Here is a 24,517-nt window from a genome sequence, read left to right as displayed (position 1 = left end):
ACCCCGCGGCCGCTAGATGCCGGCGTTGGCCAGAGCCACACCGATCCCGTGCAGCGCCCCGGAGACCTGGGGATGGCGGACTTCGAAGCGCTCCACCGCCAGGTTCACGCGGTCGGACAGACCGGAGTGCGAGGCGTGCCCACCCGTCCGGAGCCGGTCCTCGATGGCCTCGATCAGCGCACGGACGTCCTCGCGCTCACGCGCCGAGAGCGCCGGCTGCTCCTCAAGCTCCTGGCGCAGCGACCGCAACCGCTGACGCAGATCGTCCTGCTCGGACATCGGATTCTCCTCCACTGTTCCTCGGGGGCTCGGGCCGGGCCGCGTGACCGTCCCCGGCGCCGGCCCGACAGCGTCTTCACTACCCGCAAACGCCCCCCATGATCCGGATCCTCTGAGGCGGACTCAGCTCACACCGGAATCCGGGCTGTTTCAGCCCGGACCAGTCGGCCATACGCACCAGGGAGGAAGTCATGGCCAACACATCGGACAACGACACACACAAGAAGGCGGACGGAGGCAAGCCCCCGCGCCCGGCAGCGGTGATCCTTTCGGCGATGCAGCAGCTGTCCCAGCTGCTCGGCCTGCCGGCCGAAGCGGTGAGTTCCTGTGAGCGCGCCGACGACGGCACCTGGAACCTCAAGGTCGAGATCGTCGAGCTGCCCCGCGTCCCGGACACGATGACACTGCTCGCCTCCTACGACGTCGAGGTCGACGCCGACGGCGAGCTCCTCGGCTACCGACGCACCCGCCGCTACGAAAGGGGTCGTTCGGACCGCCGCTGAACCGCGGCAACTCCCGGCCCTACCCCAGAGAAAGGGAACCGGAACTATGACTGTCGTTCCTGCGCAGCCCGCACCCGCCGCCTCGGGCGGTGGCTCCAGCGGCCTGTACGACGTACTCGAACTGATCCTGGACCGCGGCCTGGTCATCGACGCGTTCGTACGGGTCTCCCTGGTCGGCATCGAGATCCTCAAGATAGACATCCGCGTGGTCGTGGCCAGCGTGGACACCTACCTGCGCTTCGCCGAGGCGTGTAACCGGCTCGACCTGGAAGCGGGCCCCCGCAAGAGCCCGGGCCTGCCCGACCTCGTCGGGGAGATGACCGAATCCGGCGCGCGCGGCAAGACCAAGGGCGCCCTCAGCGGCGCCGCGCAGACCATCTCCGACGCCTTCAGCCAGGCCCGCGAAGAAAGCTCCGAGGAGAAGAGCGAAAGCCGGCCGCGCCGCCGCACCGCCACCCGCAGGGAGGAGAAGGAATGAGCACCTACGTCTACGGCATCACGCGTGCCTCGCAGCAACTGCCCGACACCATCGAGGGAATCGGCGAGCCGCCCCTTCCGGTGCGCACCGTACGGGCCGGCGAACTGGTCGCCCTGGTCAGCGACGCCCCCGCGGAACTCAAGGCGAAGCGGCGCGACCTCCTCGCCCACCAGCGGGTGGTGATCCAGGCGCAGGCGGGCGGCCCCGTACTGCCCATGCGCTTCGGCGGTGTCTCACCCGACGACGAGGCCGTCGGCGCGGTCCTCAGCGAGCACCACGACGCGTACGTGGAGCGGCTGACGGTCCTGACCGGGCGCGACGAGTACAACGTCAAGGCCAACCACGACGAGGACGCCGTCCTGTACGCCGTACTGGCCGCCGATCCCGAACTCCGCGCCCGCCACCTGGCCAACCGCGCGTCGGGCGGCGGCACCCACGAGGAGAAACTCGCCTTCGGCGAACTCGTCGCCCGGGCCGTGTCCGAGCGGGAGCGGACCGACGCCGAGCTGATCGAGCGCACCCTCGCCCCGCTCGCCGAAGGGGTCCGCCGGGGCCCCGAGGGCACCGGGTGGCTGGCCAACTACTCGTTCCTCGTCGACCGCGAGCGCCGGGAGGAGTTCCTCGCCGCCGTGCGCGGGCTGCACGAGCAGCATGAGCACCTCCAGATACAGGCGACCGGCCCCCTGCCCCCGTACAGCTTCGCCGAGGCGGGCTGAGCGGGGTGGGCCTGCTCAAGGAAGTGCTGCTGTTCCCTGCCGCGCCGCTGCGCGGGACCGGATGGGTCCTGCGTCAGGTCGTCGCGGAAGCGGAGCGGCAGTACTACGACCCCGCCGTGGTCCAGCGCGAGCTCGCCCGGCTCGTCGAGGCATTCGAGGCGGGCGCGATGGACGAGGCCGAATTCGACCGCCGGGAGGACGAACTCCTGGCCCGACTGGAAAGCAGGATGCGACGGCTATGAACCCCCGCATGGCAATGGGACTGGCAGTCGGCGCCGGCTATGTGCTGGGCCGCACGAAGAAGGCCAAGCTGGCCTTCGGCCTGACCACCCTCGTGCTCGGCCGCAAACTCGCACCCGACGGAGCTTCGGTCGCCTCCTTCCTGGGCCAGCACTTGAACAACAGCCCCCAGTTGAAGGAAATACGCGAGCAACTGCGCACGGACCTGCGCGGGGTGGGGGCGGCGGCGGCCGGCGCCCTGGTCGACCGCCGCCTGGAGGCGGTCGCCGACCGGCTCCACGACCGCACCCTGGACGTACAGGACCGCCTGGCGGGTCTGACGGGCCGCGACGACAAGCCCGGCGCAGCCGACGAGGACGAGGGTGACGAGTCCGACGACCGGCCGGCCCGCAAGCGGCCGGCCGGCCGCACCACCAACCGCCGCACCGCAGCCTCCACGGCCAAGAACCGGGGCACGAACAAGAGCGGCAGCCGCAAGACCGCCGACGGCCACACCGGCAGCGACGCGGACAAGCCGCAGGCCCGGCGCACCACCGCGAAGCGGTCCACGGGCCGGGGCCGGGGCGGTGACGAGGATGCCTGAGACAGCACTGGCGCGACTGAAGGACAGCCCCGCCGCGGACCGGGCCAAGCAGGAACTGGAGGCGTACCTGATGGCCCAGACCGAACGCCTCCTGGCAGGCGCCGGCCGCGCCCTGGGCCGCTCCACCGCCCACCTCAACGCCCTGGCCGACGGCAGCAGCCCCGGGCTGAAGGCCATGGCCCTGGACGGCGCCCGCAGGATCGGCAAGGGCCGCGGACCGCTCAGGGCGGTCGTCGAAGCCGGGGCGAAGCAGGCCAAGGACAAGGCGGCGAGCGCGGTACGCGAACGGCTGGGCCGGCGCGGCGGCAAGCCCGGCCGGGGCCGTCCCACCGCCATCCTCGAATCGGTGGACGTCGGCGTCCCCGTCGAGGACGCCTACAACCAGTGGACGCGCTACCGCGACTTCCCCGACTTCGCGCGAGGCGTCACCAGCGCCGAAGCCACCGACGAGACCACCAGCGAGTGGAACGCCAAGATCTTCTGGTCCCGCCGCACCTGGAGGTCCCACATCACCGAGCAGGTGCCCGACGAGCGCATCGCCTGGACGTCCGAAGGCGACAAGGGCACCACGCGCGGGGTGGTGACCTTCCACGAGCTCACCGTCGACCTCACCCGCGTCCTGCTCGTCATCGAATACCACCCGCGCGGCCTGATGGAGAAGACCGCCAACCTCTGGCGCGCCCAGGGCCGGCGCGTACGCCTGGACCTGAAGAACTACGCCCGCTACCTCACCGTCAAGGGCGGCGAGCCGGACGGCCGGCGCGGCGAGGTCCACGAGGGCGAACTCGTCGACCCGGCCCAGGAGGGCGAGGATCCCGAACCCCCCGAAGCCGACGACGAGGCGGCGGACGACGTCACGTACGAGGACACCTACGAGGACGACCCGGAACCCTACGACGACCAGGCCGACGACCCGGACGCGGACCTGGACCCGGACGCAGACGCGGATCTGGACCCGGACGACGGCGCTGACATGGACGCGGACGTCGACCCGGACGAGGACCCGGACGAGGACCCGGAACCCGCCCGGCCCCGCGCCCGCCGCGCGACCCGACGGCACGCACGCGCATGATGCCCTCACCGAACTCCCCCTCCTCCTCCGGCTCCGGCCTGCCCCGGCCCTCCTACGACGACAACTCCAGCGCCAACCTCGCCGACATCCTCGAACGGGTCCTCGACAAGGGCGTGGTCATCGCCGGTGACATCCGCATCAACCTCCTCGACATCGAACTGCTCACCATCAAGCTGCGCCTCGTGGTCGCCTCCGTCGAGCGGGCCAAGGAGATGGGAATCGACTGGTGGGAGCAGGATCCGGCCCTGTCCTCCAAGGCACGCCACCGCGAACTGGGCAAGGAGAACGAGGAACTGCGCCGCCGGATCACGGAACTGGAAGCGCGCCAGGAGGAACTTCCGTGACGGACGAACTGCTCTACGTCTACGCCGTCCTCCGAAACCAGGAGTCGCAGCCTCTCTCCCTCGACGCCCGCTCCCACTTGGGCGAGGGCCTGCGCCCGGTCACGTACCGGGGCCTCACGGCGGTCGTGGAACCGGTCGCACCGGCCGACTTCGACGAAGGGCCGCTGCGCGCGCACCTGGAGGACCTGGACTGGCTCGCCGAGGTGGCGCGCGCCCACCACGGCGTGGTCGCCGACCTCGGCCGCCACACCACCACGGTGCCGCTGCGCCTGGCCACGCTCTGCCGTGGCAGCTCCGGCGTCGAGCGGATGCTGGCCGACGCCTACGAGCCCCTCGACGCGGCACTGGAACGGCTGACGGGCGCGGAGGAATGGGGCGTGAAACTCCACACCCAGCCCCCCTCCGCATCACCGCCGGAGGCTCCCACGACCGCGTCCGGACGGGACTACCTCCGCCGCCGCCTCGCCGACCGCCGGGCCGAAGCCGACCGCACCGGCCAGGCCCGGCGGGCGGCCGAGGCCCTCCACCACCGGCTGACCCGGGAGGCGAGCGCCGCCGTGCTCCACCCGCCCCAGCAGCAGCAACTCTCGGGCGCCCCCGGCCAGAACGTCCTCAACGCCGCCTACCTCGTGCCCACCACGCACCGCCAGACCTTCCTCGACAAGGTCCCCACGGCCGACGAACTGCCGCCGGGCACCCGGGTGGAGATCACCGGCCCCTGGGTCCCCTACTCGTTCACCCACACCGCCGAGCCCGCATGACCGGGGACCAGGACATCGCCCTCGTCGACCTCCTCGACCGCCTGCTGGCGGGCGGGGTGGTCCTCGCCGGCGACATCACCCTGCGCATCGCCGACGTAGACCTCGTACGCATCGACCTGAAAGCCCTGATCAGCTCGGTGAACGACGCGGTCCCCACACCCTGGAGGGAGGGAACGCCATGAGCCGCCCACAGCGGGTGGACCTCGACCCCGACACCGTCGAACGCGATCTGGCCCGCCTCGTCCTGACCGTCATCGAACTGTTGCGGCAGCTGATGGAACGCCAGGCCCTGCGCCGCGTCGAGACCGGCGACCTGTCGGAGGACCAGGAGGAGCGCCTCGGCCTGACCCTGATGCTTCTGGAGGACCGGATGGAACTCCTGCGCAGCCGCTTCGGGCTGCGTCCGGAGGACCTCAACATCGACCTGGGACCCCTGGGAAAGCTGCTGTGAGCGCCAAAACCCATCACCCCGGAGTGGTTTACCGTACGTACTCCCGGCCACAAGCGGGACATGACCGAATCGAAGAACTCCAACACCCAGTCCAGGCCCCGTAGTTCCGCCAACGGAACCAAGGCCCGCCCCCAGGCAGCCGCCGCGGCGAGCGCCACCGAGGGGTTCCCGACCGTCCTCCCCGCACCGCTGGCGGAGAAGACCGCGGCCGCGGCGCAGGCGCTGCGCGGCAGCGTCGGCCGAGCCGGCTGGATCTGGACCGCGATCCGGGCCCGAAAGGCCCTCGCGGCCGGTGCCGCCACCGCCGGCGCAGCCGCCCTGACCACCGCCTACACCCTGGGCCACCGCTCGGGCCGCCGCACCCGCGGCCCCCTGTCGCGCCTCACCGGCGGCCGCATCTAGCCCGCACCGGAGCACGTCCCACCGTGACGGGCCTGCTCGGCCCGGGCCCTCGCGCCCGGGCCGCCCCGCGGAATCTTCGCCCACAGCCACATCCGACCACGCGTCCGTATGGCTCCGGCAGAGCAGCCCACGCCCGGAAACACAAGATCGGCGGTCCTTCCGCTTCGTCCGGCGCCTCGGGTATTCCTGGACGGGCAGCGCCCCTGTTCGGGGCCGCTGCCCCCAGGGCTGATATCCGCCGAGGAAGGACCCCCATGGACGGCTGGTACGTGGACGACCGCTGCTTCAACTGCGATGTCGCGCGGCAGCTCGCACCCGACCTGATCGAAGAGGCCGACGGAAGGTCCCGGATCCGGCGCCCACCGCGCGACGAAGCGGAGACCCGGCGCTTACACGCGGCCGTCTTCGCCTGCCCCACCCGCTCCATCCGCCCCCTCTCCGGCCGACCGGACCAGCGGCTCGATCCCTTCCCGATGCCCTTGGACAGCGGCGTACTGCTGTGCGGCCACAACTCCCGCCACACCGCAGGAGCCAACTCCTACCTGCTCCTACGCCCCGACGGCACCGTCATGATGGTCGACACGCCCCGCTGGAGCCGCCAACTGGCCGATCGGTACTCGGCCTTCGGTCCGGTCACCGATGTGCTGCTCACCCACCGCGACCACGCCGCCCACGGCCGCCGCTACGCGGACCGTTTCGGCGCCCGGCTGTGGATCCACGAGGGCGACCTCGATGCCGCACCCGACGCCGACCAGGTGATACGGGGCCTCGACCCAGTGGAGATCGGCCAGGGTGTCACCGCTCACCCGCTGCCCGGCCATACCCAGGGCAGCGTCCTCTACCTCGCCGATGACCGGTACTGCTTCAGCGGCGACAGCTTCTACTGGTCACGCGCCACCGGCGACCTGGCCGTCGCCGACAGCGTGACCTGGTACTCCATCGAGGAGCTGGCCACCTCCCTCACCAGGACAGCCGGGCACCTGCGGTTCGAATGGGTCCTGCCGGGCCACGGAGACCGCCACCGGCTCCCCGCCGACGAGATGTCCCGCCGCCTCAGCGAGCTGACCACCCGCACCCAACGGCTCCGCCCCCGCCCCATCGACTTCACCGCAGTCCAGTGGTAGAAGCCCCGCCTCGGCCGACTTGCTGACCCTCCACCGCCTCCCCGGACCTGCCGCACAGCGCCTCGATCGTCCGTCGAGGCGGCCGTGTGACGATGTGCGTCCACTCCGGGGGAGGCGATGGTGCTGAGCAGGGGCGCGCGATGGGCCGCGGGCGCGATGGGCGCGCTCTGCATGGCGCTCCTTCTGGGCCCGGGCGCACAGGGCGGTGGCGTCCCCGTCGCCAGACGGCTGCCGTTCGAGGACCGGGTCGCGACCTGGAACCTCTGCAACCCGTGCGGCGGGAGCAGCCACAACTTCGGTCGGGCGACGGAGATCGCCACGTACGCGCCGCAGGTCATCGGCTTGCAGGAGGCGTGCGTACGTGACGTCGAGCAGATCCGCAGGTACCTGGAGGAGGTCTACGGGCTGGTCTACCGCGTCGCGTACGGGACAGTCCTGCGGAACTGGAACCGCTGCGGCGGGCTGCCGTGGCGGCCGGGCGGCTTCGGCCAGGCGATCCTCTCGGCGGCGCCGATGACGGACCGGGTGAGCGTCGAATACCCCGACGGCGGCTCCGAGGACCGCGGGTACCTGGCCGTCACCACGCTGGTGGGCGGCCGGCCCGTCCGCGTCTTCGACACCCACCTCGCCCAGCGCCGTCAGGAAGAGGTACGGGCGGGTCAGGTGAGGGTACTGACCTCGGAAGTCGCCCGGCACGACCGCGCCATCGTCCTCGGTGACTTCAACGCGGTCCCGAACGCGCCTGAACTGGGCCCCATGTGGACCCTCGCCCGCGACGCGGACCCCCACTGCACCCCTCCGACGGCCGACAGCGACGCCTGCACGACGACCACCGACTGGAACAGCAAGTTCGACTACGTCTTCCTGCGCGGCATCACCCCCCGCACCCAGCGCGTCCACCCCAGCCCGTACTCGGACCACCACCTGGTGCACAGCGACCTCAACCGGGGCTGAAGAAGCCCCAGACCCCAGCCACGCGGCGCTCTTCACAACGAGCCGAGGAACCGGCTGACGGCGGCGGCGAACTCCCCTGGCACGGTCTCGTGGACGGTGTGCCCCGCGGGAAGTTCCACCAGCCGCGTACGGGGCCGTCGCGCGGCCATCTCCTTCGCGTGCTCGGCGCTGAGCACGGTGCTACGGCTGCCACGCAGGAGCAACGCCGGGCAGTCGCTGGCGAGCCAGTCGCTCCAGTGATCCCCGTTGAGCTGTCTCTGTGAGGCGACCATGTCCTCGGGGCCGAAGGCAAGGCCCCACCCGTCGGCGTACTCACGGACGGCATCCTTGAGGTGGCGCGCGGAGGAGCCGAGCTCCGCCAACAGCCCGGTCCGTGTCGGTGCCCGGTGCGGCCAGGACAGGCCGAAGGACAGGTCCCCTTCCACCTCGACACCGATGTCCTCGACGACCAGTGCCTCCACGAGCCCGGGAAACCACGCCGCGAGCTGGTAGGCGTTGACGCCGCCCAGAGAATGACCGAGCACGACCGCGCGGCGGATCCCCAGATGTTCCAGTACGGCTGCGGCGTCCTCGACGTAGCCGGAACGGGAGAAATCAGGCGCACTGTCGGAGAGGCCGTGTCCCCGCTGGTCGAGCGCGATGATCCGCCACGAGCCGCCCAACTCCGAAGCCAGACGCGCGAAGGTACGGCCGTCTCCGAAGTGCCCGTGCAGGGCGAGGAGAGGACTGCCGGAACCCCCGAAATCGAGAAAGGACAGACGACGTCCGTCCACCACCAAGGCCGCACGCTCGGGCTCAGACGGTGCGATCACTGACGTCATGCTCATCAGTATGGAGGCGGACGACGGACAGCAGCGCCGGTGGCGTAGGTGTCCTTCCGGGGTGATGGACGGGTAATTCGTGGGCAGACGCGCGGGCAGGGGAAGAGCCCCCTGGGCCGGGCGAACACCGCCTGGCCGGTGAGAAGGAAAGGATGCTCCTGTGTCGCAGGTCGAAGAGTCCATCGAGGTCGATGTCCCGGTGCGCACGGCGTACAACCAGTGGACGCAGTTCGAGTCGTTCCCCCACTTCATGGACGGGGTGGAGCGGATCGACCAGCGCACCGACACCATGACCCACTGGGTGGCGAAGGTCGGCGGGGTGAAGAAGGAGTTCGAGGCGGAGATCACCGAGCAGATCCCCGACGAGCGGGTCGCGTGGACGACCCTCGGCGGCGAGGTGAAGCAGGCCGGCGTGGTGACGTTCCACCGTCTGGGCGACAACCGGTCGAAGGTGATGCTCCAGCTCGACTACGACCCGGAGGGGTTCGCCGAGAACGTCGGCGACAAGCTCGGGTTCGTCAAGCGCCAGATCAGCGGTGACCTGAAGCGGTTCAAGGAGTACATCGAGGACCGAGGCCGGGAGACCGGCTCCTGGCGCGGTGCAGTCTGAGCCGCTGATCGCCGGCACCGGGAGACCACCGACCTTGCGCGCGCCGGCCGCCACCTGGGTGGGCGGCCGGCCAAGGTCTACCTCCCGCGCAGCCACCCCCTGCCCCGGGAGCGCTCCCGCCAGTACGTCAGTGCCTGCCGGGTGGTCGCGAGGTCGGGGTGGTCCGGGCGCAGGACGCGCAGTTGCTCGCTCAGCAGGGCGGACAGGACCGTCACGGCCCCTCGCGCGTCGCCCGACTCGCCCAGCCAGTGGCCGAAGCGGAAGCGGGTGTCGAAGGTGCCCGGGTGCCCCGGCCCGTACGTGCGGAACTGCTCGTCAACGAGCTGGTGATACGCGACCACAGCCCCGGCGGCGTCCCCCGACCTTCCCTGCCACTCGGCGGCGGTGCGTCGCAGGGTGAAGTCGGGCGGCCCCGTCCGTCCGTCAACGGCCGCGATGTACCGGTGATCGGCGAGGATGTCGTCATAGACGCCTGCGACGCCCGGCAGGTCGCCTGCCTCTTCGAGCCAGCGGGCCAGGCGGTGGCGCAGTGCGGTGACCTCCTCGACCAGGCGGACCCGTTGGGAGGGGAGCAGTGCGTACTCCGGTTTCAGCAGCTCCAGCTGATCGTCGATCATCCGCCGGTACGCGGTGACAGCGGTGGCGAGGTCACCGGACTCCGCCCGCAACCGCGCGATCCGGCCGCGCAGTTTCGTCACGGACTGGTGCCGGGCTCCCAGCCGGTCTGCCGTCGCCGGCAGCAGAGCTGAGAAGTAGTCCAGCGCGGCCTGTGGCCGACCGTCGTCAGCCAGCGCGTCCCCCACCCGGAGCACCAGGTCGTGCAGCCCCGCACCGGTGCTCCAGCCGTGCCGGAGCTCTGGCTCGCCAGAGCCCAGCAGCAGGGCCGGGGCATGGCGCATCAGCGCCTCGACATTCGAACGCAGCACGTCCGGCGAGAAGTCGAGGACGCGCGAACGCAGGTGCGGCGCCTGCTCATGCGGAGGTACCAGGAAGAACGACGTCGAGTTCACCTCGTCCGCCGACTTCCGGGACGCGACGAGGAGCAGGCTGGCGGCCCGGCCGGCCAGCTCGGCGGCCCGGCGGGCGGGTACGCGCTCACGGACGGCTCGCTGTACCACCGGGTGGACCCGCACGGACCGGTCCTGGTCCGCCGGGTCGTAGTCGAGCAGGCTCCACTGGTGCAGTAGCGCGAGCGTCCCGGCGGCGCTCCCGTCCGGCTCCGCGCCCTCCGCCGGGCGGCCGCTGCGCTCCTGGTCGAGATCGTCGAGATACCTGAAGGCAGGGGTCAGCACCGCAGCCGGGATGCCGTCGGAAGCCAGCTGCGCCGCCAGCTCCAGCAGCACCCGCGCCGCCCCGGCCGGCGCCAGGGCGTCGGCGCGCTCCAGTGCGAGGTCCCAGATGCTGGGCAGCGGCAGGCTCTGCCCGTCCGGCAGTCCGCCGGGGTCCGGTACGAGGTCGGCCAGCTGCCGCCCCTCGTCCCGCAGGAGGCGGAGGTAGCCGGCGCAGCTCAGGCCGGTGCTGCCCAGGTAGGCGGCCGCCTGCGCGAGTGCGGCCGGCAGGTGCCCGAACTCGTGGGCCAGCGCCTCCAGCCGCTCAGGCGGTTCGACTCGGCCGGACGCGGCGAGCACCGCCGTGAGGTAGCCGGATGCCTCGGCGGAGCTGAACGGCGGAACGGTGACCACCTGCCGGCCGAGCCCCTCGCGGGCCAGGTCCCGGCGCCAGGTGGTGACCAGGGTCCGCCCCACGGGCTGGTCCGGAGGCCAGAGACCGCGCAGATCGTCGCGGTCGACCAGACCGTCCAGGACGATCAGCCAGCGGACCGCCTCCCCGCCCCCGCCCGGCCGGAGCCAGGCCAGGAACTCGCGCCCGCCCTGCTCCGGATCGGCTGGGTCACCACCAGTGATCTCGGCGAGGGCCCGGGCGTAGGCGGTCAGAATCTCCACGCGGCTGCCGGCGCTCACCCAGAGCAGCAAGTCGAGCTGCCCGGCCCGCCAGGCCGTCCGAGCCTCGCTCGCGGCCAGCTGGGTCTTGCCGACCCCCGCTGTGCCGACCAGAATCCGGCAGCGCGCAGGGGTGCCGGGGATGTCGGTGAAGGCCCGGTGCTGGAAGCAGCCCGCAGCAGCCGGGACCGCCCCGACCTGGTGCGGCCAGGCCGCCGGGGCGCGTCGGCCGGCGTAGTAGGCCACGTGGTCGGCGTGGCCGACGGCGAGGCTGTGGTTGCTCGCCCGTACCCCCGAGAAAACCGGCGGTGGCGAGGTCTCTGGCGGGCTTGGCGTAGCCGGTCCGTTCAGCCCCTGGACGGATCCGGCCCCTGAGGGTGGCCGATCCGCACACCCCCGTGAATCACACCGGCGGCGACCGAGCCTTCCTGCGCGCTGATGTGCACGCTTCCGCCGACCGCCATCCCGCCGTCCCCGGCCGACACCTGGGCCTGCGCCGCGCGCTCATCGAGCAGCTCGCGCAGAGCCTCGCCCGCGCGCTCGCGCTCGTCGTCCGGCAGGTCCTCCAAGAACGCCTCGAACCGGGCCTGCCAGGACGTCTCCTGCCGGATCCGGAGCCGCTCCAGCCGGCCGCCGCCCTCGGCCGCCGCGAGCTCGGCGGCGGTGCGTTCCAAACGCTGCAGCTCAGTGCTCTCGCGCTGGGCGTTCCCCCGCCCGAACCAGGCGGCCACCCGGCTTCGGAACCCTTCCCAGGCCGCGGTCCCGGCCGCGGTCACCACCGCCGTCCCACCGGACATGGCCAGCGCGGTCAGTGCCTCGGACAGCATGCGCAACCCCCGTGTCGGCAACCGTGACCCCGACCGTACCGCGCGCCGGGCACGGTGCCCAGGATGTCGGTAACGGAACAAGGCCCCGCCAGGAGCGCTCAGGCGTCGGAGCGTGTGTAAGTGAGGAAGAGCGCACCGCTCTTGAGGACCGTGTGGTCAGAGAGCGCCCACGTGCGGGGGTCGAAGGCGGCGTCGCGGGAGAACAGCGGGATGCCGTCACCGATGGTCAGCGGAGCGACTTTCAGGACCAGCGCGTCGATCTCTGTGTGCAGGGACCGCGCGAGCTCCGCTCCGCCGAGCAGCCAGATGTCCTTGCCCTCTTGCTGCTTGAGCTCGCTCACGGTCACCGCCGGGTCGTCGGCGACCAGTTCGACCGAGGGGTCCGGGCTCTCGGTCAGGGTCCGGGAGAACACCAGGTGCCGCAGGTGGGGGAAGGCGTTGGTGATGCCGGCCGCAAGACCGATCTCGTAGCTGCGCCGCCCCTCGAGCACGGTGTCGAAGTGCGTACCCGGCGCCGTGACGGAGAGCGCCTGCCGGGCCTGCACGGGCAGGGTCTCCGGGTACTCGGCCACCAGGTGCTGGACGTAGTCCTCGGATATGGGCCAGAAGCCGTTCGGGCCCGTGGGGTCCGCACCGTCCGGGCCCGCGATGAAGCCGTCGAGAGTGGTGGCGACGAAGTAGACGAGTCTGCGCATGCCGGGTTCCTTCCGCTGGTCGCGCCGCCATGGTGCGGCCGGGCCGCCGGGCCGGCCAGATGACGTGCCGGTGCCCGGATCAGCATCATGATCATGGCATCTGGGGAGCCCGCGCCGACAGGGGAAAACGGAGATGGGGCCGCAGCACCGGCTGTGCCGGCCTGGTGGAAGCGATCCGGAGGAGCCGTTCATCCGCATCGTCTGGTGGGTCAACCAGGAACTGCTGCACCTCGTGGCCGAGATCGCCCTCCCGCGCGACCTCTGCCGCGCCCGCCCGCGCCGATCCCCTTCAGCGTGCGTCCCAGGGCCCTTCACCTGCGGTGTCAGTGGACCGGGCTATTCTTCCCGGCACCGCAACCCGACCGTGAGGACCATCCGAAGTGACCGGCCTGTCCGCCTTCCCGCTGCCCTTCCAGAGCTCCAGTTCCCCGGCGTTCGCGACGCCCCGGACGCTGCGGGAACTGCAGATGATGCAGTGCAGCGCGCACCTGCGCGCCAAACCCGCCTGGTTCGACAAGATGAACGACGCCGGCATCGTCGCCAGGTGGACGCAGGAAGCGTCGGCGCAGGGCCTGACCGAAGCACAGGTGGGTTACATACTCGCCGAGCTGCGGCACTACGCCGCGCAGCGGGACGCGCGGACGGGCATCGAGGTGTCCGCGGTCGACGGGGTCTGGCAGTCGGATGCCCTCGTCGACGAGCAGCTCAGGTCCCGGCTGCGCGAGGCGGTCCGGGTCCTGGAAGAGGTCCCCGAAGCCGAGCGGGACTGGCATCCCGGATCCGACGGCCAGGTACTGGATCTCGTACACCCCTCGCTGTTCTGCCTGGTGCGGGAGGTGAGCGGAGGTCCCGAGCGGGCCTGGCAGAACCCGGCGAACCACTACGCGAAGTACGAGTTCTCGGAGAGGTTCCAGTGGCTGCCCACGGACGTGGACGTCAGTGAGGACGGGGCCGTCGCCTTCCGTTCGTACGTCAACAACCTCCACCCCGTGACGCATCAGGCCCTGGCCTCCGTCCTGCCGGACGTGTTCGCGCGCCTGCGCCCGCTGTTCGAGAACGTGCTGACCGACCTGCGGCACCCGCGGCCCCTGCGGATCGAGGCCGACCCCTACGGCTGGTACGACTCGGAACCGGAGTATCCGAGCCGCTCCTCCTACAGTGACGACGCGGCCTACAGGGAGGCCCGCGACGCCTGGGAGGAGAAGTACGAGACGTGGTGGGAGGACCGGCGCCCGATCGTCCCGGACGCCCCGGCCTTCACCCCGCCCGCGCTGCCCGACGCCGCCGCCCGCGTCGACCTGCGCGGCCGCAGCCTGCAGGTCATCGTCAAGCTCGCCACCGTCCACCTCACCCCGGAGAAGCCCGAATACGCGGGCGGCTCGTGGCACGTCGAGGGCATGTTGAACGAGCGGATCGTCTCGACGGGCATCTACTACTGGGACAGCGAGAACATCACCGAAAGCCGGCTGGGCTTCCGGGCCGCACTCGACGACCCGAACTACGAACAGAACGATGACGCCGGGATGCGCGAGGTCTACGGACTGGAGAACGAAGACGCGCTGAACCAGGTGCTGGGCGCGGTCCCGACCCCGGCGGGCCGTTGCCTGGCGTTCCCCAACGTCCTGCAGCACCGGGTGGACGCGTTCCGCCTCGCGGACCCCAGCCGCCCGGGGCACCGCAAGATCCTCGCCTTCTTCCTGGTCGACCCGTCGGAGCGGATCGTCTCGACCTCGGACGTGCCGCCGCAGCAGCCCTGGTCAGACACCTCGACCATGACGCTCGAACAGGCCAAGACGTTCCGGGAAGAACTCATGCAGGAACGGAAGTTCTTCGTCGACGAACACAACGAGCAGCTCTACGAACGCGAATTCTCCCTCTGCGAACACTGAACCCCCGCCGACAACACGTGCTTGTCGCACCGTGCGGCCCCGCTCAGACGGGGCCGCACGGTGGTGCAGAAGACGACGGCCAGGCCGCCGAGGGCCTGGCCTGCGCCGCTGCCATGAGTCGACAGCTCCCCGGGGGCGAGGCCGAGGCGGCCCCGCATCTCCACCGCGCGAGGACTTCCCGTGCAGCCGGCGACCTGGCAGAAGGAGTGCGACGCGGCTACCAGGGGGTCCATCCCGGCGATGGCGGCCTATGGCGGGAGGCGGACAAATTCTCCTTCGCGATGGCCGCTCGCGTGGAGGAATCCAGCCCGTCGGCCTTTCGCCGCTCGGCCACCGGACAGGGGGACCCATGTCGCAGCAGGGGCACGTCACGATGAGACGCATGGACGGACCGGCCGCGGTGCAGGTACAGGACGCGTTCAGGCTGATCTACGCGGAGGCGTTCGCGGAACCTCCGCACGAGGCCCGGCGCGGCGCCGCGGACCCGGTGCTCGCCGGGGTGCGCGTCGTCGTCCTGACCGACTACGGCCTGGACGTTCGGTGCAGCCGATGGTGGCCTCGCGTTCTGGCACTCCCGAAGCTAGGTGAGCAGGTCGAGGAGCATGACGTCGCCTCGATGCCGTCGAGGATGGGCATCTTCGGTCGCGCGTCGACCAGCAGGACACGGATCACGAGACCCGCTCCAGGGGGAGTCCGGCCAGGACGGTGAAGCCATCCCCGGGGCGCGGCTCCGCCCGCAGGCCGCCTCCGAGGGCGGTGACGCGTTCACGCATGCCCAGCAGCCCGACGCCGGGCACCAGGGCGTACCCCCGGTGGCGTCGCCGAAGCCCTGCTTGCGGCCGTCGAAGAACACCGGCCCGGCCTGCCCTGGTCGAGTTGAGACAAGCGCGCGAGCCCGCCGAGCGCATCCCCCTGCTACCCCTCGCGCCTTCTGCCCCATGAGCGAGCCGGCAAGGCCACGTCGTTATGCTGCCGGGCCTACTGGATCAAGGAGAACCGCATGCCCGACAGATGGCCTCCGGCAGACGCACTCGGGTCCCTGGAAGCCGAATTGGTGAGCAGCGGGCACGCGCTCATCGAGCTGACCGCACGCGATGCGTGGCTGGCGTTCCTCCGTTTCGGTCAGCGACGCTTCGATACGGCCTCCTCACCCGACTCCGACGGACTGCTTTTTCAGTACGGCACGTACTCCTTCAGCGGGCCGCCGATGTTCACCTTGGACCTGACACGGCAATTCGACATCAGCGACGAGGACGGCGAGCACGACCACTTCCTGCAGATCCACTGCGAACTCCTCTACACACCTGACCAGCTCCTTCGGGATCTCTCCAGTTTCACCAGCTGGTTCTTCCACGACAGCGACGACAACATCGACCGCTGGGCCGAAGCAATGAGCGTGCGCCTGGAGCCTCTCTCAAGACACAAGCCCACCCAGATCAACCTCCACGCGGAACGCATCTAGGTTCTGTCCGGCGGATCATTCACGGAGCCAGAGTCTGATGGCTGCTGTGGTGATGGTGCCGTGGAAGACGTAGGCGCGTTTGTCGTAGCGGGTGGCGACGGCCCGGTGGTGTTTGAGCCGGTTGATGGTCCGTTCGACTTCGTTGCGCCGACTGTAGAGCTGCTGGTCGAAGCCGGTGGGCCGGCCGCCGCCGCTGCCGCGGCGTTTGCGGTTGGCCCGCTGGTCCCTCGGTTCCGGGATCGTGTGCTTAATCTGGCGTCTTCGCAGGTGGCTGCGGTTGCGGCGTGAGCTGTATGCCTTGTCGCCGCTGACGTGGTCCGGCCTGGTGCGTGGGTGTCCGCCGCCGGGCCGGGCGACGCGGATGCGGGCGAGGACTTCGGTGAACTGGGGTGCGTCGCCCCACTGGCCCGGGGTGACCAGGAGGGCCAGCGGGCGGCAGCCGCCCTCGCCGGCCAGGTGGATCTTGCTGGTCAGGCCGCCCCGGGACCGGCCGAGTCCCTCGTCGGGGCGATGGTTGCGGGGCGTCGTTCTTTTTTCGGGACCCTCGGGGCACTCTTGCGGGCGCCGGCCGCGTGCTGATGGGCCCGGCACGTGGTCGAGTCGACGCCCACCATGCTCCAGTCGAGCCGGCCCGCCAGATCGGTGTCGGCCTGGACCGCCCGCAGGATCCGGTCCCAGGTGCCGTCGGCAGACCAGCGACGGTGGCGTTCGTAGACCGTCTTCCAGCTGCCGTATCGCTCGGGGAGATCCCGCCACGGGATCCCAGTCCGCACCCGGAACAGGATCCCATTGACCACCTGCCGGTGGTCGCTCCAGCGCCCGCCCCGCCGCCCGGCGGCAGGCAGGTGCGGCTCAAGCCGCACCCACTCCGCATTCGTCAGATCACCCTGCCCCATGCCCGGCCTAACGACCGGACGAGAAGACAGTCACAAGATCCGTCGGACAGGCCCTAAGGGGCAAGGCCATGAAAATCGTGTTGAGGGCACTGCGGTCGGATCAGTTAGGCTGACGGGCCGCTCTCGGGGAGGGAACACCAGATCGATGACCACGCCTTTGCTGCCGGTCAGTACTGAACGGCTCCTGTTGCGTCTGTTCACACCGGACGACCTCGACGACTTGTACGCGTATCAGGGCCTCTCCGAAGTCGCTCGCTACCTCTACCGGCCGCCGCTCACTCGTGAACAGTGCGTGCAGAGCCTGGCGCGGCGTGCGGCCGGCACGGCGTGGGCCAAGGACGGTGACGACCTGGTGGTCGCCGTCTGCCCGGTCGGTGAGGCGAAGGTCGTCGGCGAGGTTGTCCTGAAGCTCGCGAGCGCGCGGGCGCGCCAGGTAGAGATCGGCTGGGTCTTCAACCCGGTCTACGGCGGCCGGGGTTACGCCACCGAGGCAGCGCGTGCGGTCGCCGCGCTGGCCTTTGCCGAGCTGGGTGCTCACCGGCTCTTCGCCCGCCTCGACGTGCTCAACACCGGGTCGGTGCGGGTCTGCGAGCGCCTCGGCATGCGCCGGGAGGCGCACCTTGTCGAGAACGACCTCGACGACGAGCGCTGGGGTAGCGAGTACGTCTACGCGATGCTCGCCCGAGAGTGGAAGGTTGACCGGACCTGACAAGAGGGCTCGGCCAGACAAGCCGATGAAGTGAGCGCTTGGCCGTTCGGTTGGCCATTACCACGCAGCTGGTCCTGGTGGGCCCCCGCATGGGGAGCGGAGTCCCGATAGAACGACGTTGCCCTCCAAGACGAGTCGTTCACCACGGGAGTTCCGCTGTCCCGTCGGCGATCAGCCCGTCACTTCACGGCCTTGATCCAAGGGGCGGAGCCGCGACTCTGCCTCGCATGCCGGGCACCGCCTCCCAAACTCGATTTCCCCTCGCCGCCACCGCGACCGCCGGACACCACCGCGCAGCGCGTCGTACCGCAGCCGGTCCGGGCGGAGGCTCGTACGGGGTATCAGCGGACCGGCTTCAGGCACTGGAACGCCGGCGACGTCCCGGCGGACGGCTGCAACACGAAGGCGGAGGTTCTACTGTCGAAGGCGGTGCGGCCTCCTGAGGGGTGGGGTGTGGTGGTCGTCCTACGACGACACCACCGTGACGGCGGCGTCCAAGCTGGGCATCGACCCCATGGTTCCGCTCGCCGAGGCGTGCAGTTCGGGGGCCAGTTCGTGGACGGCGAAGGGGCGGGCGGAAGGCGTAGGCGAACGACCAGGGCCAGCTGTCCTCGCTGGTCGCAGTCGCGGCCCGCTCGAACGGGATCAAGGCAGTAGCGAGACGCCGGTAACCGGCTGCGGGCACAGCTGCCGCCTGCCGCCACCCCGCTCGCGGATCCGGCCGGTTCGGCGAGTGGCCTGGTGCGGCGGTCGTACGACATCCACCGCGTGAACTGCCTTAACGGGGGCATGGGAAGGTGAACCGCTTGTCCGACGTGTGGAGTGTGAGGGCCGACGCCGCCGCGCCCCCTGTGTAAGGAGATCTTCGTGAGTGCCGCCCCAGCGCTGATACAGGGTTCCGTATTCGATGCCGCCTTGGACGCCGCGTACGAGACGCACCGCCAGTTCCGGCATGGTGCCTTCGCCGAAGCATGTCCGACCTGCCACGTTCCCGCCGGCGAACTCTGTCTGGCCCGGCGCAGTGTGCACGCTGCGCGCCGCCAAGCCCATCGTGCCCGTGCAGAGCGCACCCGGCTGTCTCCTCTCCAGCACAAGAACCTGAACGACCAGGGCCACTACGGCTTCACAGCCTCCACCTCGGCCAGCGGCGGCCTGCGGCCCCCGCGGCACCCGGACGCCGCCCGAACTCGACGATGACGAGGAGAGGGACGCGCGGACCGTGCCGATCCTGTCAGCAACCGGCGTGCGGCGAACGCCCCCGCCTGCACCCTCGGCACTGGTCGACGCGACGATTGCGCCGACCGTTCCCGGGGCCACGTGGACACTCCGGACCAGGCAGCCACCTGGATCGACTGGTATCCCACAAGAGCCGGATCGGAGGCGGCTCCGAAGAGTGTGAACGTGCGAAATCAAGGGTCAAGGACGACCAGCCGCATACCTTTGCCCACTTCACTGATCAGTGAAGTGGGACGATGTTCGGTTCTGGTGATGCGGGGCGGCTCACGAAGCCGGATGCCTGCGAGGCACAGGAGAGACGAAGAACGTCGCGGCGTTCGCGAACATCCCGTTCAACGCACCTGCCGACTGTGCGATCGGACCGCCGGAACCGAGCCCGGCGATCTGCGTGACGGAGGCGCTGCCGTGCAGTTCGGCATTGCCTTCGGGCTGGTCAGCGGTTCCAGAATGCTGGGAGACAAGCGCTGTAGGCGGTTTCGAAGAACGCCGCTGCCGTGTCTGTCCAGCAGGGCGACGGCCAGTAGTAGTCCGATACTCAGCCGACCGCACCATGCGGTGCCCCGGACGCTGGCGAGGAGTGCGGGGGAGACCGCCGCGGTGGCCATCATGATCGGTCGGCGCCACGTGGCAGGACTCCCGGAGACGGCCGTACATCGGCCAAGGTGTGATCACCTGGGAGGCGACCGTGTTCGACGACGCCCGCACCGACGCAGTCGGCCGGTGGTCGATTCCCCTGCACTGGCAGGAGGACCTGGACCGCGGTGAGGCGCACGGCGCCGACCCGCTCGGTGGTCTCCTGCGCGCACGATGGCACCCTGCTCCGACATGTCGCTCTCCCTGTAAGTTGTCTCTCCCGCAGGTCGTCGGGCGTGTGCGCGACATGCAGAAGAGGGGCGTCTGCGCCACTAGCATCATCGTGTTCGCCGACATCTGGAGTTTGCCGCTATGCCGTTGCCGCGTCTCGGAGTCGTCATCGTGACGATGGGCACCCGCCCCCACGAGCTGAAGGCTCTCCTGGCCTCCGTGGAGAGGCAGGATGTTCCAGCAGCGCGGGTGGTGCTGGTGGGGAACGCGACGCCTCTCACGGACATCACGGCGGACGTCACGAAGATCCCGCTCGAGGAGAACCTGGGCTGCCCCGGCGGCCGCAACGTCGGGCTGAAGCTGCTGCGTGAATCGGGTGACGTTGACGTCGTCGTCGAGCTGGACGACGACGGGCTCCTCATCGCTGATGACGTGTTCCGCAGGATCCAGCAGCTGTTCGCGACGGACCCCAAGCTCGGGATCGTCGGCTTCCGGGTCGCGGACGAGCACGGACACACGGAGCGGCGCTGGGTGCCGCGGCTTCGTGCCGATGATCCGATGCGCCGCGGCCTGGTGACCGCCTTCCTCGGAGGCGGCCATGCCTTCTCTGTCCCGATGCTGGAGCGGATTGGCGACTGGGCCGGCGAGTTCTTCTTCGGGCATGAGGAGACCGACCTCGCCTGGCGTGCTCTGGACGACGGCTGGAAGATCCTTTATGAGCCCGGTCTTGTTCTTCAGCACCCCAAGACCTCTCCAGCCCGGCATGCGGTCTACTACCGCTTCACCGCGCGGAATCGAGTCTGGCTTGCCCGGCGGCGGCTTCCTCTCCCCTTGATCCCGGTCTATCTGGGCGTGTGGATCGTGCTCACCCTGGCGCGCATCCGGTCCCTCAGCGGGCTGAAGGCGTGGTGCGGCGGCTTCATGGAGGGGCTGCGCAATCCGTGCGGTCCTCGCAAGGCGATGAAGTGGCGCACTGTGTGGCGGATGACGCGCCTGGGGCGTCCTCCGCTGATCTGACGTCAGGACAGCGGACGCAGCGGACGCAGCTGACGGTCAGGGCCAGGGGCCAGGGGCTGGAGGGGCTCTGCGGGTGACCGTGAGGGACGACGGACCGGGCGGTACGGGCCACTGCGGCCTCGGCCTCGGCTCCGCCCGCTTCGCGGACCGGCCGGAGGTTCTCGGCGGACGCCTCGACTTCGACCCCGTCCCCGGCTGCGCTGACCAAGGAGCAGGCCGGCCGTGCCGCGTCGGCCGAGGACGTGCAGCGGCTCCTCGACCAAGTGCACTGGAACCAGGCACGGCTCCATCCGCTCACCGGACGGGCGTGGCGGAGGGCCGCGCCGCGTTCGCGCTGACCAGCCTGCCCGTCGCCTGAACGACCCTGCCCAGGCGGGCGGGTGAACGAGGAGTAACGGCCGCCGAGCCGCCGGGGCGGCCACGATACTGGCCGTCATGACCAGCACACCCGAAACCTCCGCCGCGGCCCCGTTCTCCCGGATCAAGATCCGGACCGGGGCCCTGGTGTTCTGCGGCGACGATGTCGCCCTCATCCGCCGCGACCGCGCCCACTCCTCGCCCGGGAACTCGCAGAGGAACTCGGCCTTGATGTTGACCAGGCCGAAGGCGGCGACCTGATGTGGGTCGTCGATCAGCGCGTGACCCGTCCCGGGCCCACCCCGCCGCCGCGCAAGCTCCACCTGATCTACCGCTTCCACATCACCTCCGAACTGCGCGCCACCCTCGCCGGGACCGAACTGGACGAACTGCCCGACGGCAGCCACGAGACCGGCGTCATCGAGTGGATCGACTACCGCAAAACCGCCGAACTGCCGATCTTCCCGCCCATCGGCCCGGCCCTTGCCGCCCTGCCCGACCCCCGCGCCGCCGTCACCGACGCCGCCCTCGAAGCCGTCACCGACGACAACTACACCTGGGTGTGACCGCGCGCCTGCCCCGCGCAGGGTGCACACGCAAGCATCCGCCCCGAAGAGGAAGCGCGCCCGGGCGGTGACCGTCGAAGACCCCGCCCGCTGGGACGACCTGTTCGTCCGCGACGTCGACGAACAGGCAGTGCGGTTCGTCCTTTCGTTCCCCGAGGCAGCCACCCCCGCCGGCCTCCGCGTGCAGGTGAGACAGATGCAGGACCAGGCGTGGCCGTCCGGGTCCGGCTCCGACACGCCCGCCCAGGCCACGACCCACGACCCTGCGCTGCGCCCCTTGTCGATGCTGCTGGTGGACGAGGGGAGAGTGCTGGCCGCGTTGGACATCCTGTTCAAGGAGATCACCCATGCAGGCCGGGCCTTCTCGGCCGGGGGGGCTGAGCACGGTGGTGCCGACCGGGGACACGGCGGTCGTAGTGGCGCGGCTCATCTCGTCCACGCGCCACACCACGCCGCGGTCGGGGTCGTACCACTGAGAGCCGGCGTACCACTCCGGGCGGCGCACGCCCTGGATGGCAATGGACGCCTCGATCCCGGTCCAGGCCGCAGAGCTGAGTTGTTCCGGTCGGCACCAGGCGAGGCGGACCCAGGTACCCGCACTGGTGGGGAATCCAGCGGTGCCGTTGAAACGGCTGTAGTGGCTGTGGTCGCGGTCCAGGACCCGACCAGTGCGCTTCTCGGCCTCGGCAAGGACGTCGTCATGGGGGACGGTCTGTAGATCATGCATGGTGGGGGTGGACGGCATGCTGCTCTCCTTCCTTATCGTTCGGCCCCGGTGCGCAGCAGCTTCCGGTACTCGCCGACGACGCCGGCGCTGGCCGTGTATCGGACGGCGGTGGCGAGTTCGTCGAGGTGTTGCGGGCTTGAGGTGCCCACGGCGATCCGGGAGACGGCGGGCAGGGCGAACGCAGCGGCGAGTCCGGCCTGGATCCGCGACGCTGGCTGTCCGGGTTCGAGGAACACGCTGGGATCGACTTTCGACCAGACCGGATCGTTCGGGTTGCCCGCAAAGGGTGCCATACCCCACCGGTCCCCCGCCTCCAGTTCAGCCGCGAACCGCTCGGCCGCGTCCAGGACCTCCCCGCGTACGGCGAGCCCGGCACGCATCATGACCACGTCCGGCACCACCGGGACCGTCGGGGCGGCGGCGAGAAGCGGAACGGGGTTCCAGGTGGCGATCCCCCAGGCACGGCAGAGGCCGGCCTCCCGGCAGGAGGTCAGCTCTTCGCAGGCTGCTGCCAGCCGGGTTGGGTCGTGCTCGGGGTTGTGAAGGAACACCGTGTCCGGTGTGCGGCCGAGTTCGACCGCCGTCTGCTCGACGGCCGCCCGCAGCCGCGTCGGCTCGAGGGTGTGCCCGCCGGGGAAGTAGCCGACCTTCGTCGATACCTCGAACTGGTCGAGGAGTTCCCGGGCGGTTTTGGCGAGGACGCGGTGGCTGGCATAGCGGTCATAGTTGAAGGCGGTGTCGAGGGCGGTGACCCCGGCTGTCAGGGCGTGTTCGAGGAGCGCGCGGGTCGGAGCCACCCGGTATAGCCCGAGGACAATTCGTCGGTCAGCTCCGCGCACAGGCCCTCCCTGATCAGGATGTCGGCGAGTTCTTGGCTGTCGATGCCGGTTTCGATGCTCACCTTCTCGATGTCGGCAGGCTCCCCTGACAGCATCAGCCGCGCGGCGGGCTCGGCTTTTGCGTGCAGGGTGATGGTCTTACCGGAGGCGGTGATGCGGACTTGCTCGTCATCGGCCTCGATGATCGGGGCGAAGTCGGTGACACAGACCAGGCGGGTCGCCGAGCCGAAGAGGCCGGCGGTCTGCACGTGCCGGGCGGCGGGGCGTTCGCGCTCACGGGCGGCGAGGAACGCCGAGGGCGGGAAGTTCTCGCCCAGTTTGCTCAGGGCGGCTGCGAGGTTGGCATCTTGGAGCTGCTGGTCGCCGGGGCTGCCCCATCGGTCGAGGTCGGTGCGGAACACCTCGTCGCGGCGGCATTGGTCGGTCAGCCACGTCAGCCAGTTCACGCCGGTGCGCTTGACGAACCCGAAGGTCAGGTGCAGGGAGAAGCCGTCGCCCTGGTCGGTGCGGGTGGCTTGGTGCCAGTGGCCGCGCGGGATGTGCATGACGTCGCCGGCGCGGAGTGTGCCCTGCCAGATCGAGGTCTCGGGCGGGGTGTTGTTCGGGGCGGCGTCCCGGTACATGGGGACCGGCCGCGAGGTGCCGCGCACGTCCCAGGACTTCTCGCCGGCGACTTGGACGATGACCACGTCGTGGTCGTCCCAGTGGAGGGCGAACCCTGCGGCGTCCTGCGTGGTCAGGTAGGCGTTGACCTGGACGAGCTCGCGGGACCACCACTGGAGGGCGCGGCAGGCGACTTCGAGGCTTGGGTCGAAGAAGTCGAGCTCGTCGAGGACGAGGGTGGCGCCTTCCTGCATGAGCGCGGAAAGGCGGGTCATGTTCGTGAAGCGGATGCCCTGGCCGCGGCGGGTGACTGTGTCGGTGAAGTACTCGCCGGGGTGGAGCTCGCGTCCGTTCTGGAAGGCGCGGAACTGAGGGTGGGACAGACTGCGCCGCATGACAGTGTCCAAGAGGCGGGTAGGGCTCATCAACCGGGCCGGAAGCCCAGGGTCAGCGAGGTGGCCTCGGGCAAACTCCCTGCCCATGGGGGCGGGCCCGGTCCAGCCGAGGGCGGTTTCGAGGGCTTCGACGAGCTGGTGGTGCATGGCGTCCTCCGGAGGCTTCGGGTGCGGGCCGGGCCCACCCTGGAGAAGGGGCGGGCCCGGGCTACAGAGC

The 24,517-nt window shown here is 70.5% G+C and carries 29 protein-coding genes and 3 pseudogenes; 23 read left to right on the top strand and 9 right to left on the bottom strand.

Features of this window, described 5'->3' with window-relative positions:
• Positions 1-12: 12 nt before the first annotated feature.
• The gene (locus tag ABZ716_RS13865; RefSeq protein WP_358958844.1) at positions 13-279 is read right to left on the bottom strand and encodes a DUF4404 family protein; all 267 of its coding nucleotides are present in this window, start codon (positions 277-279) and stop codon (positions 13-15) included.
• 191 nt (positions 280-470) lie between these two features.
• Between ABZ716_RS13865 and gvpO the strand changes: the two genes are divergently transcribed.
• The 13 genes from gvpO (at position 471) to ABZ716_RS13800 (ending at position 7,907) form a co-directional block, all read left to right on the top strand.
• The gene (gvpO, locus tag ABZ716_RS13860; RefSeq protein WP_351887869.1) at positions 471-782 is read left to right on the top strand and encodes a gas vesicle protein GvpO; all 312 of its coding nucleotides are present in this window, start codon (positions 471-473) and stop codon (positions 780-782) included.
• Positions 783-828: 46 nt separating this feature from the next.
• The gene (locus ABZ716_RS13855; protein WP_351887873.1) at positions 829-1,260 is read left to right on the top strand and encodes a gas vesicle structural protein GvpA; all 432 of its coding nucleotides are present in this window, start codon (positions 829-831) and stop codon (positions 1,258-1,260) included.
• Positions 1,257-1,976, top strand: a complete 720-nt coding sequence (locus tag ABZ716_RS13850) for a GvpL/GvpF family gas vesicle protein (RefSeq protein WP_358958842.1) — start codon at positions 1,257-1,259, stop codon at positions 1,974-1,976. Before ABZ716_RS13855 ends, ABZ716_RS13850 begins: the two co-directional genes overlap by 4 nt.
• A gap of 5 nt (positions 1,977-1,981) precedes the next feature.
• Positions 1,982-2,218: a gas vesicle protein GvpG gene (locus tag ABZ716_RS13845; protein ID WP_358958840.1), complete on the top strand. Its 237-nt coding sequence runs from the start codon at positions 1,982-1,984 to the stop codon at positions 2,216-2,218.
• 8 nt (positions 2,219-2,226) lie between these two features.
• Positions 2,227-2,799: a DNA primase gene (locus ABZ716_RS13840; protein WP_358958838.1), complete on the top strand. Its 573-nt coding sequence runs from the start codon at positions 2,227-2,229 to the stop codon at positions 2,797-2,799.
• Positions 2,792-3,871, top strand: a complete 1,080-nt coding sequence (locus ABZ716_RS13835) for an SRPBCC family protein (RefSeq protein WP_358958836.1) — start codon at positions 2,792-2,794, stop codon at positions 3,869-3,871. The genes ABZ716_RS13840 and ABZ716_RS13835 overlap by 8 nt, the downstream gene beginning before the upstream one ends.
• Positions 3,868-4,215: a gas vesicle protein gene (locus ABZ716_RS13830; protein WP_358810877.1), complete on the top strand. Its 348-nt coding sequence runs from the start codon at positions 3,868-3,870 to the stop codon at positions 4,213-4,215. Before ABZ716_RS13835 ends, ABZ716_RS13830 begins: the two co-directional genes overlap by 4 nt.
• The gene (locus ABZ716_RS13825) at positions 4,212-4,976 is read left to right on the top strand and encodes a GvpL/GvpF family gas vesicle protein (RefSeq protein WP_358958834.1); all 765 of its coding nucleotides are present in this window, start codon (positions 4,212-4,214) and stop codon (positions 4,974-4,976) included. Before ABZ716_RS13830 ends, ABZ716_RS13825 begins: the two co-directional genes overlap by 4 nt.
• Positions 4,973-5,158: a gas vesicle protein gene (locus ABZ716_RS13820; RefSeq protein ID WP_358810879.1), complete on the top strand. Its 186-nt coding sequence runs from the start codon at positions 4,973-4,975 to the stop codon at positions 5,156-5,158. The genes ABZ716_RS13825 and ABZ716_RS13820 overlap by 4 nt, the downstream gene beginning before the upstream one ends.
• Entirely contained in the window at positions 5,155-5,427 is a 273-nt protein-coding gene (locus ABZ716_RS13815; protein WP_358810880.1) for a gas vesicle protein K, read from the top strand. Before ABZ716_RS13820 ends, ABZ716_RS13815 begins: the two co-directional genes overlap by 4 nt.
• A gap of 60 nt (positions 5,428-5,487) precedes the next feature.
• The gene (locus tag ABZ716_RS13810; RefSeq protein WP_358958832.1) at positions 5,488-5,829 is read left to right on the top strand and encodes a hypothetical protein; all 342 of its coding nucleotides are present in this window, start codon (positions 5,488-5,490) and stop codon (positions 5,827-5,829) included.
• A gap of 254 nt (positions 5,830-6,083) precedes the next feature.
• Entirely contained in the window at positions 6,084-6,953 is an 870-nt protein-coding gene (locus ABZ716_RS13805; protein ID WP_358958830.1) for an MBL fold metallo-hydrolase, read from the top strand.
• A gap of 117 nt (positions 6,954-7,070) precedes the next feature.
• On the top strand, positions 7,071-7,907 hold the full coding sequence (locus tag ABZ716_RS13800; RefSeq protein ID WP_358958827.1) for an endonuclease/exonuclease/phosphatase family protein: 837 nt from the start codon (positions 7,071-7,073) through the stop codon (positions 7,905-7,907).
• Between the two features lie 32 nt (positions 7,908-7,939).
• Here the strand turns inward: ABZ716_RS13800 and ABZ716_RS13795 are convergent, their stop codons facing one another.
• The gene (locus ABZ716_RS13795) at positions 7,940-8,728 is read right to left on the bottom strand and encodes an alpha/beta hydrolase (protein ID WP_358958825.1); all 789 of its coding nucleotides are present in this window, start codon (positions 8,726-8,728) and stop codon (positions 7,940-7,942) included.
• A gap of 160 nt (positions 8,729-8,888) precedes the next feature.
• On the opposite strand from ABZ716_RS13795, the gene ABZ716_RS13790 reads away from it, so the two are divergent.
• The gene (locus ABZ716_RS13790) at positions 8,889-9,338 is read left to right on the top strand and encodes an SRPBCC family protein (RefSeq protein WP_358958822.1); all 450 of its coding nucleotides are present in this window, start codon (positions 8,889-8,891) and stop codon (positions 9,336-9,338) included.
• 77 nt (positions 9,339-9,415) lie between these two features.
• On the opposite strand, the gene ABZ716_RS13785 is transcribed toward ABZ716_RS13790, so the two are convergent.
• The 3 genes from ABZ716_RS13785 to ABZ716_RS13775 form a co-directional block, all read right to left on the bottom strand.
• Positions 9,416-11,524, bottom strand: a complete 2,109-nt coding sequence (locus ABZ716_RS13785; protein WP_358958820.1) for a tetratricopeptide repeat protein — start codon at positions 11,522-11,524, stop codon at positions 9,416-9,418.
• A 101-nt stretch (positions 11,525-11,625) separates the two neighbouring features.
• Positions 11,626-12,105 (bottom strand): hypothetical protein, encoded by a 480-nt coding sequence (locus ABZ716_RS13780; RefSeq protein ID WP_358959146.1) that lies wholly within the window; start codon positions 12,103-12,105, stop codon positions 11,626-11,628.
• Between the two features lie 98 nt (positions 12,106-12,203).
• Positions 12,204-12,800 carry a dihydrofolate reductase family protein gene (locus ABZ716_RS13775; RefSeq protein ID WP_358958818.1) on the bottom strand — a complete coding sequence of 199 codons (597 nt, stop codon included), beginning with the start codon at positions 12,798-12,800 and terminating at the stop codon, positions 12,204-12,206.
• A gap of 160 nt (positions 12,801-12,960) precedes the next feature.
• Between ABZ716_RS13775 and ABZ716_RS13770 the strand changes: the two are divergent.
• Together ABZ716_RS13770 and ABZ716_RS13765 are read left to right on the top strand one after the other, a co-directional pair.
• Positions 12,961-13,077: pseudogene (locus ABZ716_RS13770) on the top strand (DinB family protein); the annotation flags it as partial.
• A 103-nt stretch (positions 13,078-13,180) separates the two neighbouring features.
• Positions 13,181-14,689 (top strand): DUF4246 domain-containing protein, encoded by a 1,509-nt coding sequence (locus ABZ716_RS13765; protein WP_358958815.1) that lies wholly within the window; start codon positions 13,181-13,183, stop codon positions 14,687-14,689.
• A gap of 668 nt (positions 14,690-15,357) precedes the next feature.
• Here the strand turns inward: ABZ716_RS13765 and ABZ716_RS13760 are convergent.
• Positions 15,358-15,483, bottom strand: a pseudogene (locus ABZ716_RS13760) (sensor histidine kinase); the annotation flags it as partial.
• A gap of 206 nt (positions 15,484-15,689) precedes the next feature.
• Here ABZ716_RS13760 and ABZ716_RS13755 point away from each other — a divergent pair.
• The gene (locus ABZ716_RS13755) at positions 15,690-16,151 is read left to right on the top strand and encodes a hypothetical protein (protein WP_358958812.1); all 462 of its coding nucleotides are present in this window, start codon (positions 15,690-15,692) and stop codon (positions 16,149-16,151) included.
• 15 nt (positions 16,152-16,166) lie between these two features.
• Here ABZ716_RS13755 and ABZ716_RS13750 read toward each other — a convergent pair.
• A protein-coding gene (locus ABZ716_RS13750) for an IS5 family transposase (protein WP_358958809.1) occupies positions 16,167-17,047 on the bottom strand; the annotation gives its coding sequence in 2 pieces (ribosomal slippage) (positions 16,167-16,657 and positions 16,657-17,047; 882 coding nt in all).
• Between the two features lie 145 nt (positions 17,048-17,192).
• Here ABZ716_RS13750 and ABZ716_RS13745 point away from each other — a divergent pair.
• From ABZ716_RS13745 to ABZ716_RS13720, 6 genes and pseudogenes are all read left to right on the top strand, one after another.
• On the top strand, positions 17,193-17,756 hold the full coding sequence (locus ABZ716_RS13745) for a GNAT family protein (RefSeq protein WP_358958806.1): 564 nt from the start codon (positions 17,193-17,195) through the stop codon (positions 17,754-17,756).
• 454 nt (positions 17,757-18,210) lie between these two features.
• A pseudogene (locus ABZ716_RS13740) lies at positions 18,211-18,318 on the top strand (HNH endonuclease); the annotation flags it as partial.
• A 1,619-nt stretch (positions 18,319-19,937) separates the two neighbouring features.
• Positions 19,938-20,813: a glycosyltransferase gene (locus ABZ716_RS13735; protein WP_358958803.1), complete on the top strand. Its 876-nt coding sequence runs from the start codon at positions 19,938-19,940 to the stop codon at positions 20,811-20,813.
• A 435-nt stretch (positions 20,814-21,248) separates the two neighbouring features.
• Entirely contained in the window at positions 21,249-21,431 is a 183-nt protein-coding gene (locus ABZ716_RS13730; protein ID WP_358958800.1) for a hypothetical protein, read from the top strand.
• Positions 21,431-21,736, top strand: coding sequence for a hypothetical protein (locus ABZ716_RS13725; protein ID WP_358958798.1), 306 nt, complete (start codon positions 21,431-21,433; stop codon positions 21,734-21,736). The genes ABZ716_RS13730 and ABZ716_RS13725 overlap by 1 nt, the downstream gene beginning before the upstream one ends.
• 67 nt (positions 21,737-21,803) lie before the next feature.
• Entirely contained in the window at positions 21,804-22,454 is a 651-nt protein-coding gene (locus ABZ716_RS13720; RefSeq protein ID WP_358958796.1) for a hypothetical protein, read from the top strand.
• A 41-nt stretch (positions 22,455-22,495) separates the two neighbouring features.
• Here ABZ716_RS13720 and ABZ716_RS13715 read toward each other — a convergent pair whose 3' ends face one another.
• Together ABZ716_RS13715 and ABZ716_RS13710 are read right to left on the bottom strand one after the other, a co-directional pair.
• Positions 22,496-23,260: an aldo/keto reductase gene (locus ABZ716_RS13715; protein ID WP_358958794.1), complete on the bottom strand. Its 765-nt coding sequence runs from the start codon at positions 23,258-23,260 to the stop codon at positions 22,496-22,498.
• Positions 23,224-24,447 (bottom strand): cupin domain-containing protein, encoded by a 1,224-nt coding sequence (locus ABZ716_RS13710; protein WP_358958791.1) that lies wholly within the window; start codon positions 24,445-24,447, stop codon positions 23,224-23,226. Before ABZ716_RS13710 ends, ABZ716_RS13715 begins: the two co-directional genes overlap by 37 nt.
• Between the last annotated feature and the right edge of the window lie 70 nt (positions 24,448-24,517).

It is taken from the genome of Streptomyces sp. NPDC006687, assembly GCF_040636215.1.
Lineage (GTDB): Bacteria > Actinomycetota > Actinomycetes > Streptomycetales > Streptomycetaceae > Streptomyces.
The sequence above is the reverse complement of the archived record's forward strand: the minus strand, read 5'-3'. Positions and strand labels throughout refer to the sequence as shown.